At 69.8% G+C, this 13,042-nt stretch carries 9 protein-coding genes and 1 pseudogene; all 10 read right to left on the bottom strand.

Translation table 11 applies throughout. The features are described 5' to 3' along the window. A pseudogene (locus ACERUJ_RS13625) lies at positions 1–206 on the bottom strand (DNA-directed RNA polymerase subunit beta); the annotation flags it as partial. 115 nt (positions 207–321) lie between these two features. Further along, positions 322–3,819, bottom strand: a complete 3,498-nt coding sequence (rpoB, locus tag ACERUJ_RS13620) for a DNA-directed RNA polymerase subunit beta (RefSeq protein WP_370249173.1) — start codon at positions 3,817–3,819, stop codon at positions 322–324. Positions 3,820–4,132: 313 nt separating this feature from the next. Beyond that, on the bottom strand, positions 4,133–5,023 hold the full coding sequence (locus tag ACERUJ_RS13615; protein WP_370249171.1) for a J domain-containing protein: 891 nt from the start codon (positions 5,021–5,023) through the stop codon (positions 4,133–4,135). Then, positions 5,020–5,727, bottom strand: a complete 708-nt coding sequence (locus ACERUJ_RS13610) for a hypothetical protein (RefSeq protein WP_372715309.1) — start codon at positions 5,725–5,727, stop codon at positions 5,020–5,022. Before ACERUJ_RS13610 ends, ACERUJ_RS13615 begins: the two co-directional genes overlap by 4 nt. Positions 5,728–5,771: 44 nt before the next feature. Continuing rightward, positions 5,772–7,058, bottom strand: a complete 1,287-nt coding sequence (locus ACERUJ_RS13605) for an MlaD family protein (RefSeq protein WP_370249168.1) — start codon at positions 7,056–7,058, stop codon at positions 5,772–5,774. Further along, positions 7,055–8,512 (bottom strand): MCE family protein, encoded by a 1,458-nt coding sequence (locus tag ACERUJ_RS13600; protein WP_370249167.1) that lies wholly within the window; start codon positions 8,510–8,512, stop codon positions 7,055–7,057. The genes ACERUJ_RS13605 and ACERUJ_RS13600 overlap by 4 nt, the downstream gene beginning before the upstream one ends. Then, positions 8,512–9,684 (bottom strand): MCE family protein, encoded by a 1,173-nt coding sequence (locus ACERUJ_RS13595; RefSeq protein WP_370249164.1) that lies wholly within the window; start codon positions 9,682–9,684, stop codon positions 8,512–8,514. Before ACERUJ_RS13595 ends, ACERUJ_RS13600 begins: the two co-directional genes overlap by 1 nt. Beyond that, the gene (locus tag ACERUJ_RS13590) at positions 9,684–10,679 is read right to left on the bottom strand and encodes an MCE family protein (protein WP_370249162.1); all 996 of its coding nucleotides are present in this window, start codon (positions 10,677–10,679) and stop codon (positions 9,684–9,686) included. The genes ACERUJ_RS13595 and ACERUJ_RS13590 overlap by 1 nt, the downstream gene beginning before the upstream one ends. 1 nt (position 10,680) lies before the next feature. After that, the gene (locus ACERUJ_RS13585) at positions 10,681–11,745 is read right to left on the bottom strand and encodes an MCE family protein (protein ID WP_370249161.1); all 1,065 of its coding nucleotides are present in this window, start codon (positions 11,743–11,745) and stop codon (positions 10,681–10,683) included. Beyond that, positions 11,742–13,037 (bottom strand): MCE family protein, encoded by a 1,296-nt coding sequence (locus ACERUJ_RS13580; RefSeq protein ID WP_370249160.1) that lies wholly within the window; start codon positions 13,035–13,037, stop codon positions 11,742–11,744. Before ACERUJ_RS13580 ends, ACERUJ_RS13585 begins: the two co-directional genes overlap by 4 nt. Positions 13,038–13,042: the final 5 nt, after the last annotated feature.

The raw sequence follows: 13,042 nt of genomic DNA, 5'->3' as shown, positions 1-13,042 counted from the left end.
CGCACGCGCTTGTACTTGCCGCAGTAGCACTCCCAGTCCCGGGTGGGACCGAAGATCTTCTCGCAGAAGAGGCCGTCACGCTCGGGCTTGAGCGTGCGGTAGTTGATGGTCTCCGGCTTCTTGACCTCGCCGTGGCTCCAGGTGCGGATGTCCTCCGCGGTGGCCAGGCCGATCTGAAGCTGGTCGAAGAAGTTCACGTCGAGCACGGTGGCTGCAACCCTTCGTAGTTACTCAAAGCAGATAAGAGATGGCGGAGGTCGATGCCCCCGGGACCCCGGCCGGCGCGGTGTGCACCGCGGCGCGGCCGGGATCGTGGGCGGGTCAGACCTCTTCGACCGAGCTGGGCTCGCGGCGGGAGAGATCGATGCCGAGCTCCTCGGCGGCGCGGAAGACGTCCTCCTCCGCGTCGCGCATCTCGATCGTGGTGCCGTCCTGCGAGAGCACCTCGACGTTGAGGCAGAGCGACTGCATCTCCTTGACGAGCACCTTGAACGACTCGGGGATGCCCGAGTCGGGGATGTTCTCGCCCTTGACGATGGCCTCGTAGACCTTGACACGACCGGGGACGTCGTCGGACTTGATGGTGAGCAGCTCCTGCAGCGCGTAGGCCGCGCCGTAGGCCTCCATCGCCCACACCTCCATCTCGCCGAACCGCTGGCCACCGAACTGGGCCTTACCGCCCAGCGGCTGCTGCGTGATCATCGAGTACGGGCCGGTCGAGCGCGCGTGGATCTTGTCGTCGACCAGGTGGTGCAGCTTGAGGATGTACATGTAGCCCACCGAGACCGGGTCCGGGAACGGCTCGCCGGAGCGGCCGTCGAAGAGCCGCGCCTTGCCGGTCTCGTCGATCATCCGCACGCCGTCGCGGTTGGGGATCGTGGCCCCGAGCAGACCGGTGATCTCGTCCTCGCGGGCACCGTCGAACACCGGGGTCGCGACCGGGGTGTTGGGCTCGGCGGTGTCGGCGTGGATCTTGATCAGCCGCTGCTTCCAGTCCGCGTCGTCGGGCGCACCGGAGAGGTTGAGGTCCCAGCCCTGCTTGGCCAGCCAGCCCAGGTGCAGCTCGAGGATCTGGCCGATGTTCATGCGTCGCGGGACACCGAGCGGGTTGAGGATCACGTCGACCGGGGTGCCGTCGTCCATGAACGGCATGTCCTCGATCGGCAGGATCTTGGCGATGACGCCCTTGTTGCCGTGGCGGCCGGCGAGCTTGTCGCCCACCGAGATCTTGCGCTTCTGCGCCACGTAGACGCGGACCAGCTGGTTCACGCCCGGGGGCAGCTCGTCGCCGTCCTCGCGGTCGAAGACCCGCACGCCGATGACGGTGCCGGACTCACCGTGGGGCACCTTCATCGAGGTGTCGCGGACCTCGCGCGCCTTCTCACCGAAGATCGCGCGCAGCAGCCGCTCCTCGGGGGTCAGCTCGGTCTCGCCCTTGGGCGTGACCTTGCCGACCAGGATGTCGCCCGTGGTGACCTCGGCGCCGATGCGGATGATGCCGCGCTCGTCGAGGTCGGCCAGCATCTCCTCGGAGACGTTGGGGATGTCGCGGGTGATCTCCTCCGGACCCAGCTTGGTGTCGCGGGCGTCGACCTCGTGCTCCTCGATGTGGATCGAGGTGAGGATGTCCTCCTGCACCAGGCGCTGGCTGAGGATGATCGCGTCCTCGTAGTTGTGGCCCTGCCACGGCATGAACGCGACGAGCAGGTTCGTGCCCAGCGCCATCTCGGCCTGGTCGGTGCACGGACCGTCGGCGATCGGGCTGCCGACCTCGACGCGGTCGCCCTCGACCACCAGCGGGCGCTGGTTGATGCAGGTGCCCTGGTTGGAGCGGCGGAACTTGGCCAGCTTGTAGGTGGTGTAGGTGCCGTCGTCGTTCATGGTCTCGACGAGGTCGGCGGAGACCTCCTTGACCACACCGGCGTGCTCGGCCACCACGACGTCGCCGGCGTCGACGGCGGCGCGGTACTCGATGCCGGTGCCGACCAGCGGGGCGTCGGACTTGATCAGCGGCACGGCCTGACGCTGCATGTTGGCGCCCATGAGCGCGCGGTTGGCGTCGTCGTGCTCGAGGAACGGGATCAGTGCGGTCGCGACCGACACCATCTGGCGCGGCGAGACGTCGATGTAGTCGACCTCGGCGGCCGCGACCTCGGAGACCTCGCCGTGGCGCTGGCGCACCAGCACGCGGTCGTCGACGAAGCGGCCGGCCTCGTCGAGGGTCGCGTTGGCCTGCGCGATGACGTAGCGGTCCTCGTCGTCGGCGGTGAGGTAGTCGATCTGGTCGGTGACCCGGCCGGCCTCGACCTTGCGGTACGGGGTCTCGATGAAGCCGAACGGGTTGATCCGGCCGAAGGAGGCCAGCGAGCCGATCAGACCGATGTTCGGGCCCTCGGGGGTCTCGATGGGGCACATGCGGCCGTAGTGCGACGGGTGGACGTCGCGGACCTCCATGCCGGCGCGGTCGCGGGACAGACCGCCGGGGCCGAGGGCGTTGAGACGACGCTTGTGCGTCAGGCCCGCGATCGGGTTGGTCTGGTCCATGAACTGGCTCAGCTGCGAGGTGCCGAAGAACTCCTTCAGCGCCGCGACGACGGGGCGGATGTTGATCAGCGACTGCGGGGTGATGGCCTCGACGTCCTGGGTGGTCATCCGCTCGCGGACCACGCGCTCCATGCGCGCCAGGCCGGTGCGCAGCTGGTTCTGGATCAGCTCGCCCACCGTGCGCATGCGCCGGTTGCCGAAGTGGTCGATGTCGTCGGCCGCGACCTCGAGCTCACCGTGGGGGGTCTCGATGCTGGCCCGGTCGTCGTGCAGCGCCACGATGTAGCGGATCGCGGCGACGATGTCGGCGATCGTGAGGGTCTGCTGGTCGAAGGCCTGCTCCGCGCCGAGCTTCTTGTTGATCTTGTAGCGACCGACCTTGGCGAGGTCGTAGCGCTTGGGGTTGAAGTAGTAGTTCTTCAACAGGGTGAGGGCGGCCTCGCGCGTGGGCGGCTCGCCGGGACGCAGCTTGCGGTAGATGTCGAGCAGCGCGTCGTCGGGACCCTGGGTGTGGTCCTTCTCCTCGGTGAGCTGGATGGACTCGAAGGAGCGGAGGTCGGCCATGACCGCCTCGTAGTCGTACTCCTCGCCGAGCTCCTCGGCCACGGCCTGGAGGGCCTTGAGCAGCACCGTGATGTTCTGCTTGCGCTTGCGGTCCAGGCGCACGCCGACCATGTCGCGCTTGTCGATCTCGAACTCGAGCCAGGCGCCGCGGCTGGGGATGATGCGAGCGGTGAAGACGTCCTTGTCGGACACCTTGTCCAGGCTGCGCTCGAAGTAGACGCCGGGGCTGCGGACCAGCTGGCTGACCACGACGCGCTCGGTGCCGTTGATGACGAAGGTGCCCTTGGGGGTCATGAGCGGGAAGTCGCCCATGAAGACCGTCTGGCCCTTGATCTCACCGGTGTCGTTGTTGGTGAACTCGGCGGAGACGTAGAGGGGCGCGGAGTAGGTGAAGTCCTTCTCCTTGCACTCCTCGATCGAGTACTTGGGGTCGTAGAAGACCGGGTTCTCGAACGAGAGCGACATCGTCTCGGAGAAGTCCTCGATCGGGGAGATCTCCTCGAAGATCTCCTGCAGACCGGACTTCGGCGAGACATCCTCGCCGGCGGTCTGACGCGCCGCGACCTCGGCCTTCCACGCCTCGTTGCCGATCAGCCAGTCGAAGCTGTCGGTCTGGAGGGAGAGGAGCTGGGGAACCTCGAGGGGCTCGGAGATCTTCGCGAACGAGATGCGGCGGTTGGTGGCGGAACTGGCGGAGCTGCGCGCGGCCAAGAGACGTCCTTCGACTTCAAACGCGGTGGAGAGCGTCTACCCACCCCGGCTTCGGCCACCGGGCAGGCCGAAGAGTATTTGAGGGCAAACGCAAAGCGCCACGTTACCCGACGCGGGCGCGCGCATCAACCCCGCGGCGCTGGTGTTCGCTGGACGTGTCGGAATCATGACCCTCGCGGGCGACAGGGTCAAGCACCGAGGGGTGCCCCCGCGGTGCGGCCCGCGCCACACCGCGTCCCGTCCCGGGGCCGTCGGACCGCCGTCGGACCCGCGTCGGACCCGCGTCGGACCCGGGGCCGGACCCGGGCCGGCGTCAGTCGGTGCAGGCCCCGCCGTCCTGGGTGACCAGGCAGCCGACCAGCCAGCGGTCGCCGCTGCGCACCATCTGCAGGGTCACGAAGTCCTTGTACTCCACCGTGCGGGTGGAGTTCTGGGTGGGCCGGTTCACGAACACCAGCACGTCGACGCGGTCCGGGCCGGTGCGCACGATCGAGGAGGCCACCAGGCGGGTGGTCACGATCGTCCTGCTCTGCGGTGCCAACTCGGTGATGTAGGCGTCGAAGTTGCGCGTGTACTCCTCGGCGTAGGCCGGGGTGAGGTAGGAGACGGCCGCGGCCCGCGAGGCGTCGAGGTCGCGGTAGTCGTAGGACAGCACCGGCACGACGGCGGCCTCGGCGGCCGCCCGTGCCGCGGTGACCTCGGCGGCGTCGGGCAGGGTCGAATCGGTCTCGGCGGTGTCGGGACGCAGGACCACCGCGACGACGGTGAAGGCGAGCAGCACCACCGCCACGGCGGCGGCGATCACGGCACGACGCGGGGCGGCCGGGGCCGCGTCCCCGGTCGGCTCCGCCGCCGGCTCATCGGTGGGCGGGGCGGGCTTGTCCAGCCGGATCGCCTCGGTCGGGGCCGGGTCGCCGGAGGCCGTGTCCGCGGCCGGCCCGGGCCCGGCGGCGAGCGGCACGTCGGCCGACGCCTCGGGTCCGGCGGGCTCGGCGGGCTCGGCGGGCTCGGCGGGGGTCAGGGTCGCGTCGTAGGCGGCGCGGGCCTCGGCGTCGAGCAGGACCTCGGCGGCCTGCGTGGCGAGCCGGAAGCGCCGGTCCGCGGGAGTGCGACCGGCCGTCTCGGCCTGCCAGGCGGCCTCGATCTCGGCGGTGGTGGCGCTCGGCGCGACCCCGAGGACGTCGTACCAGCTCGGGCCGTTCATCGGGCGCCTCCGGTGGCCTGGCCGCTCGGGCGCGGGGAGGCCGGGCCGCTCGGCTGGCCGGTGGGCTGCTGCGTCGACTGCGGCGTCGGCTGCGGCGTCGGCTGGGGGGTGGGCTGCGGGGTCGCGCCGCCGGTGCTCTCGGGCACGCCGGTGACGGGCACGAAGCCGTCGACCAGCCAGCTGCCGTCGGTGCGCACGAGGTCGACCTGCCAGCGGAACGGCGTCGGGTCGAACTCCACCCGGCCCTCCTGGCGGGAGTCGGGCACCGAGGCGGTGAGGGCTCCGGCCACGAGCACGGTCGCGGTATCGGCGTCGAGGCTCTGGGTGCCGGTGGCGAAGATCTTCACCGTGCGTCCGGCGCCGGCCTGCGCCACGCTCTGCTCCGCCAGGGGCAGGCCCTGGTTCTCGAAGTCGACGGCGAACTTGGGGGTGATCACCTCGCGGACCCGGTCGGCGTAGGCGGTCAGGGTGCCGTCCTCGCCGAGGTCCTCGGGGCCGTAGGTGTTGATGCGCAGCACGAACTGGTCGGCCTGGCGCATCACGGTCTCCCGCAGGGCGGGGTCGTCGGCGGTGCCGTCGGCGTCCGGGGAGACCCCGACCAGCGAGGCGACCCGGTCGACGGGACCGCCCGACGCCGTCGCCACGAGCACGCCCAGCACCACCAGGCAGGCCAGGGCCACGACGGCCGCGACCGCCGTGACCACCACCGGCCCGCGCGGGGCCGGGGACGCAGGACCGCCCGGTGCCGCTACTTCCCCGCCGTCAACGGCTCGAGGTACAGCCACGTCCATGCATCCTTCCCGAACGACCGGGGGGCCACGCTATCGGGAGCGTCCAAGCCGGCCGGCTGCTGGTCGTCACCCCAGGCGAGGTCGCCGGTCTCGGGGTCGTAGCTGGCCACGACCTGCTCGCCGTAGTCCGGGCCGACCCGCGGGATGTTCTGGGCACCGCGGGCGTTGGTGACCGCGGCGGGCTCCGTGCAGCGCGCGTCGAGGTTCATCGGCCGGTTGCTGCCGTCCGACGGCGGCCGCCGGTCGGTGCCCTTGTAGCCCTCGTAGCACACGGCCTTGTTCGTGATGATCATGCCGAAGTGCGCGTCGTAGAGACCCGTCACCGGGTCCTTGGAGACCACGCTGAAGCCGCCCTCGACCACGTAGGGGTAGATCACGAAGACCTGCTGGATGCCGGGCAGGTACTTCGTGACGACCTCACCGGTGGTGACCAGGTTGTTCAGCAGGGCGCTGAGGTCGACCTTGTTGTCCTCGAGGAAGCCGCGCAGCTGGTTGGCGGCGAAGGACCCGTTGTCGATGACGTTCTCGAGGTCGCCGTTCGCGCCGGCCAGGGTGTCGCTGAACAGCGAGAGCTGGTCGGCGAAGGTGCGCAGCGAGGACTCGCTGGCGATCTGGCCGTCGAGCACGACGTTGCCGTCCTGGATCAGCTTGGTGGTGATGTCGAGGTTGTCCGAGGCGGTCTCGACGAAGCTGCTCGTGGTGTCGAGGATCGTCTGCAGGTCGTCGCCGGTCCCGGCGAAGGCCTTGCCCAGCTCGTCGACGGTGGTCGCGAGGGCGTCCTTGTCCACCGAGCTGACGGTGTTCGACAGGTTCGTGAGCAGCGTGGTGGTGGGCAGCGGGGTCCGGGTGTTCTCGACCGGGATCTGCGACCCCTCCTCCAGCACCGGGCCGTCGGCGACCTGGGGCTGCAGCTCGACGAACTGCTCACCGACCGCCGAGCGGTTGCCGACCACCGCGAGGGTGTCGGCCGGGATGTCGTCGTGGCTGTTCTCGATCGCCAGCACGACGTCCACGCCGTCGGCGGTGAGGACCATGTCCGAGACCTGGCCGACCGCGACGCCGCGGTAGGTGACCTCGGCGCCGGTGAACACGCCGCCGGACTCGCTGAAGTGGGCCACCACCCGGTAGTCGGTGTCGAGGAAGAGCTTGTCGAGCCGCGCGTAGCGCGCGCCGACGTAGGTGACGCCGAGCAGGGTGATGACGACGAAGACCAGCAGCTGGATCTTGGTCCGACGGGTGATCATCGCAGCACCATCCCGGGGATCATCAGGCCCACGAGGGCCGGGTCGTAGAGGTCCATGAGCTCACCCACGGTGTAGCTGCGGGTGGTCGACGTGCCGGTGGCGGCCGCGCCGGTCGCGGGCCGGTTCAGCAGGCCGCCGAGGCCGCCCGTCAGTCCCCCGGTCAGGCCGCCGACGACGCCGCCGAGCCCCCCGGTGCCGCCCTGGCCGCCGGAGGCACCGAGCCGGCCGCACAGCAGCGGCAGGCGCGGGCTGATGTTGTCGCAGACCGAGCCGATGATGCCGGCCGGCAGCGCCTGGCAGGTGCGGAAGGAGGGGTTGTTCACGCACGCGGCGATCGCGTCCTGGGCGTCCTCGCACAGTCCGGTGACGTCGATGCTGCCCAACGGGCTGTCGGCGGGGATCGCCGAGAGCGGGTCGCACGGGATCCCGGGCAGGTCCGGCGGGTCGGTGAGGTCGATGTCGAGCTGCACCGAGAGGTTGGTGTAGTCGCCCATCTGGAGCCGGTCGGCGACCACCGGGTCGCGGCCGACCACCTCGTCCACGAAGGGGTAGGTGAGCGCGACGTTGAAGGAGTCCACGAGGTTCTGGCCGGAGTCGGCGAGCTGGGTGAGCACCGGCTCGAGCTGACGGATCGTCTCGATCGTCGACTCCTTGGAGCGCTCGATCACCCGGGTGCCGATGCCGCCGAGCTTCTCCAGCGCCTGCAGCATCTTCACCAGGTCGCCGCGCTGGGCGTCGAGGGAGTCCAGCGCGCTGGGCAGCTCGTCGAGGGCGTTCTCGATGCTGCCGATCTGTCCGCGAGCGGTGACGGCGAGCCGGTTGAGGGCCTCGATCGCGTTGACGATGTCGGCCTTGTTGCGGTCGAGCTGACCGGTGAACACGGCCAGCTGGTTGAGGGCCGACTTCGCGGCCTCCTCGCGGCCGCCGAGCGCCTTGTTGAGCTCCTGGGCGATCGTCTTGACCTTGGCGATGCCACCGCCGTTGAGCACCAGGCTCAGCGCGCTGAACACCTCCTCGACCTCCGGGTTGCGCCCGGTGCGCTCGATCGGGATCACGGCGTCGTCGGTCAGGCGCTCGGAGGACGCGCCGGTCTCCGGGGCGGACAGCGACACGAACTTCTCGCCGAGCAGGCTGGTCTGCCGGATGGTGGCGACGGCGTTGGCCGGCAGGTCGACGTCGTCGCGCAGGGTCAGCTCGACCTTGGCGGTGTAGCCGTCCAGCTCGACGTCGGTGACCTGGCCGACGCTGAGGTCGTCGACCTTGACCGAGCTCTTGGGCACCAGGTCCAGCACGTCGTTGAAGTAGACGGTGACGTTGATCGGGTCGTCGCCGACGTCGGTGCCGCCCGGCAGGGGAAGCTGGTAGACGTCGACGCCGCAGCCGCTGAACGCCAGGGTGCCGACGAGCAGGGCCAGGCCGGCCCGCACGCCGCGACCGGGGATCCGTGCGCGCATCACTTGCTCCTCCCGAGGATGCCGCCGAGGCTGGGATCGGACTCCGCGGTGACGGAGGTGCCGGTGCCGGGCCCGAACGGGCTGGTGCGCGGCAGGCCGAGGCTGTCGACGAGGTCGCACAGCCGGCCGTTGGGGTCGTTCGCCGCGAGCAGCGAGCACAGCAGGAGCGTCGGGTTGTTCGCGATCTCCTTCTCGAGGTTGCCGATGTTGGCGTTGGTGTCGAGGGTGCCGGTGTCGGGGTTGTAGGTCAGCGCGAGGTTGTTCAGCGCGACGGGGGCGGTCCTCAGCACCTCGGCGAGGTTGTCGCGCTGGCGCACGAGCACCTGCACGACGCGGTTGAGGCCGGTGATGTTCTTGCCCAGCAGGTCGCGGTTCTCGGCGACGAAGCCGCCCACCTCGTCCAGCGCGACACCGAGGTTGCGCAGGGCGGTGGCGAGGTCGTCGCGCTCGTCGGCGAGCAGCCCGGAGACGCGGCCGAGGGAGTCGTTGAACTGCTGCACGGTGTCGTCGTTGTCGGCCAGGGTGGTGATGAACTGCTGCAGCTCGGCGGTGGCGCCGAACAGCTCGTCCTTGTTGTCGTCGAGGGTCTGGCTCAACGTCGCGAAGTCACGCACGGTCTGGTTGAACTTCTCGCCCTGACCGCTGAAGTTGGCCGCCGTGACCTGCAGCAGGTCGGTGAGCGCGCCGGTGCGGTTCGCTCCGGTCGGGCCGAGCGCGACGGTGAGGCGGTCGAGGCTGGCGTAGATGTCGTCGAGCTCGAGCGGCACCTCGGTGCGGGCCATGTCGAGGCTGGCGTTGTCCTCCAGCTCCTCCCCCGACTTGTAGGCCGGGGTCAGCTGGATGTAGCGGTCGCCGACGATCGAGGGCGCGATGATCACCGCGGAGGCGCGGCTGGGGATCTTCACGTCGGCGTCGTAGGTCATCTCGACCCGGACCTTGTCGCCCTCGGGCACGACGGAGTCGACGGTGCCGATGCGCACTCCCAGCACCCGCACGTCGCTGCCCTCGTAGAGCGAGACGGTGCGCGGGAAGTAGGCCGTGAGCTTCTTCTGGCCGCCGTCGCCCCCGCCGAGCAGGACCACGGCCGCCCCGATCACCAGGGCGACGATCAGCAGGGGCGCCGCCACGCGGCGCAGCGTGCCGGTGAGCGCGTTCGTCGATGCGGTGGCCATCAGCCAGCTCCTCCGGTGAGGCTCGGGATCGGCGGCAGGTTCGAGATGTAGGTGTCGAACCACGGGCCCGTGCCGAGGGTGTTGGTGAACACCCGGTAGAACGGCGCCATCAGGCGCAGCGACCGGTCGAGGTTGTTCTCGTTCTTGTTCAGGACGTCCAGGACGCTCTTGAGGTCGGCCAGGGCCGGCTTGAGGTCCTCGCGGGAGTCGCGGGCGAACGCCGTGAGCTCGGTGGAGATCTCCGAGGTCGCGACCAGCAGCTGGTGCACCTGCTCGCGGCGCTGCAGCAGCGCCTCGAAGAGCACGTCGGCGTCCTTCATCAGCGAGATCAGGTCGGTGTCGCGGTCGTCGAGCACCGAGGTGACCCGCTTGAGGTTGACGAGCAGGGAGTTGATCTGGTCGTCGCGCGCCGCGAGGTTGCGCGAGAGCCGGGAGACCCCGTCCAGGGCGCCCCGGAACTCCTCGGGCGTGTTGCGCGACAGGTCGGCCAGCGTGGTGAGCGACCGGGCCAGCTGGTCGGTGTCGATGCCGGTGGCCGAGGACTCACCGATCGTGTCGGCGAGGCCCTCGAAGGCGTCGACGACGTCGAACGGCGAGGAGGTGCGCTCCACGGGGATGACGTCGTCGGGCTCGAGCTCGCCGTCGCCGGCGGGCTGCAGCGCCACGAACATCGCCCCGAGCAGGGTCTTGATCCGGATGGCGGCACCGGTCTGCGCGCCGAGGTCCTCGTCGTTCTCCATGCGGAACCCGACCCGCACGACGCCGTCGACCAGCTCGATCGTCTCGACCTTGCCGACCCGCACGCCGGCGACCCGGACCTCGTCGCCCGTCTTGAGGCCGCCGGCCTCGCTGAACTCGGCGTAGTAGACGTCGCCGCCGCCGATGATCGGCAGCTTGCCGGCCTGCAGGGCCACGGCGATCAGGAGCACCAGGGTGAGGATGCTCGCCGCCCCGATGATGATCGGGTTGCGCTCGCGGAAGGGCTTCATCGCCATCTCAACTCCTCGCCAGGTCGCATCGCTCGCCACCGATGAAGCCCGCGGGCGGCGCGATGTCCACGCGGCGGCCCGGGAGCTGGATGGTGCCCTTGAAGTCGCACAGGTAGAAGTTGAACCACGAGCCGTAGATCGCCGTGCGGCCGACCTTCTCGAGCTTGATGGGCAGCACCTGCAGCGCGCGGTCGATCTCGGCCTTGCCCTGGTCGAGGTTGCGCGCCAGGCGGCGCAGCTGGGCGATGTCGCGCACGAACGGCGCGCGGATGTTCTTCACCAGGTCGGCGGTCTGCACCGAGAGGTCGGTGATCTGGTCGAAGGAGTCCAGGATCGCCTCGCGGTCGTCCTTGAGACCGGACACCAGGTTCTTGAAGCTGATGATCAGCGCCGACAGCTCCTCGTCGCGGTCGCCGATGCGCTCCAGCACGACGTTGAGGTTGTCCAGCAGCTGACCGATCACGGCGTCGCGGTCGGCAAGGGTCGAGGTGACCGAGGCGGTGGAGGAGAGCAGGCTCTCCAGCGTGCCGCCCTCGCCCTGGAAGACCTGGACGACCTCGAAGGACAGCTTGTTGAGGTCGTCGGGGCTCAGCGCCTCGAACAGCGGCTTGAAGCCGTCGAAGAGCACGGTGAGGTCGAGCGCCGGCTGGGTCTGGCTCACCGGGATCGTCGCGTCGGCCGGCAGGACGTCGGTGTCGCCGATCCCCTGGGTGACCGAGAGGTAGCGCTGGCCCACGAGGTTGCGGTAGCGGATCGCGACCTGGCTGGCGCGGTCCAGCGTGGTGCCCTCCTGGACGGAGAAGGTGATCATCGCCTGCTTCACCGCGCTGTCGGCCTCGGCGTCGACGATCTCGATGTCCTGCACCGAGCCCACCTTCACGCCCGCGATGCGCACGTCGTCGCCCGGGAAGACGCCGGTGGCGTCGGTGAACACGGCCTTGTAGGAGCGGGTCGAGGCGAAGTTGAGGTTGCCGATGAGGATCACCAGCACCCCGGTGGCCATCGAGGTCACGAGGATGAAGATCAGCAGCCGGACGAGGTCGCCGGAGGTCTTCTTGTCGAGCAGCTTCATCGCAGGGTCACCTCCGCGCCGCGCGCCATCGGGCCGAGCAGGAGCGGACCGAGGTCGCCCACCTGCTCGGGGGTGATGCCGAGGGTCGGGGCGATCAGACTCCGGTACAGGTCGAACTCCTCGGGGCTGTTGGCGTAGCCGGCGCCCGAGGGCACGCTGGCGCCGAACTGCGGGGCGACCCGCTCGGTGCCCTTGCCGGTGGGGCTGTCGACGCCGTCGTCGAAGTTCGGCTGGCGCTTGACCGGGTTGGCCTGGCTCCACGGCGGGTTGGGCAGGTTCACGCACGACGGGCCGCGGTTCTCACCGATCCGCGGCTTGTCGGCCGGAGTGTAGGCCCGCGGCTGGCGCGGCAGGGTCTCGAGCACGATGTGCAGCTTGAAGTCGCGGAACGCCTCGGCCTGCAGCTTGCCGACCTTCACCAGGCCCTCGGTCAGGCAGGGGAAGATCGTGGAGTAGCGGGAGAACACCCGCAGCTGTGCGGTGGAGAGCTCACCCGCCCGCACCAGCGCCTCCTCGTTGTCGGTGAGGAAGATCCGGGCGGTGTCGGCCAGGCTCGCGACGTCGTCGTAGAGCCGGGTGACCTGGGAGGAGCGGTCCTCGAGGGTGCCGGTGGTGATCACGGTGTCGTCGAGGATGGAGGCGACCTCGGGCAGGATGTCGGAGTAGGTGTCGGACACCTCGGCGGTCTTGCGCAGGTCCTCCACCAGCTGCGGCAGCTGGGGGTTGAAGCGCTTGAGGTAGGAGTCGAGGGTCTCGATCGTCTCGCCGAGCTGCTCGCCGCGGCCGTCGAGGGCGGTGGCGATGGCGCTCAGGGTCATGTTGAGCTTCTCCGGCTGCACCGCGCGCAGCAGCGGCAGCAGGTCGGAGAGGACCTTCTCGACCTCGACCGGGAGCTCGGTGCGCTCGATGACCGCACCGGCCTGCAGGGTGCCCTCCGGGTCGCCCGGGATGACGAGGTCGACGTACTTCTCGCCGAACAGCGTCTTGGGCACGATCGACCCGGTGACGTTGGCCGGCACCTCCCCGATCTTGTCGGGGTACATCCCGAGCTCGAGGGCGACGCCGTCGGCGTTGGGGGTGAAGTCCAGGACCTCGCCCACGATCACACCGCGGATCTTGACGTCGGCGCGCTTGGGCAGCTGCAGACCGATGGAGCTGGTCTGCAGGGTCACCCGGTCGTAGTCGGTGAACTTCTTGGTGAAGATCGCATAGGTCAGGTAGACCGCCAGCAGCAGCAGGACGAGGAAGGCCACACCCAGTGTCTTGGTGGCTCCGAGGATCCGGTTCAGCACGTCGC

This window comes from Nocardioides sp. (genome assembly GCF_964228225.1).
GTDB lineage: Bacteria > Actinomycetota > Actinomycetes > Propionibacteriales > Nocardioidaceae > Nocardioides.
Note: the sequence above shows the minus strand (reverse complement) of the source record. Positions and strands in the feature narration are given on the sequence as shown.

What these genes read in the sequence shown, in the direction of transcription:
- ACERUJ_RS13590 (WP_370249162.1), bottom strand. Translation starts at nt 10,679, where the DNA reads ATGGCGATGAAGCCCTTCCGCGAGCGCAACCCGATCATCATCGGGGCG.
- ACERUJ_RS13595 (WP_370249164.1), bottom strand. Translation starts at nt 9,684, where the DNA reads ATGGCCACCGCATCGACGAACGCGCTCACCGGCACGCTGCGCCGCGTG.
- ACERUJ_RS13615 (WP_370249171.1), bottom strand. Translation starts at nt 5,023, where the DNA reads ATGAACGGCCCGAGCTGGTACGACGTCCTCGGGGTCGCGCCGAGCGCC.
- ACERUJ_RS13585 (WP_370249161.1), bottom strand. Translation starts at nt 11,745, where the DNA reads ATGAAGCTGCTCGACAAGAAGACCTCCGGCGACCTCGTCCGGCTGCTG.
- ACERUJ_RS13605 (WP_370249168.1), bottom strand. Translation starts at nt 7,058, where the DNA reads ATGATCACCCGTCGGACCAAGATCCAGCTGCTGGTCTTCGTCGTCATC.
- ACERUJ_RS13600 (WP_370249167.1), bottom strand. Translation starts at nt 8,512, where the DNA reads ATGCGCGCACGGATCCCCGGTCGCGGCGTGCGGGCCGGCCTGGCCCTG.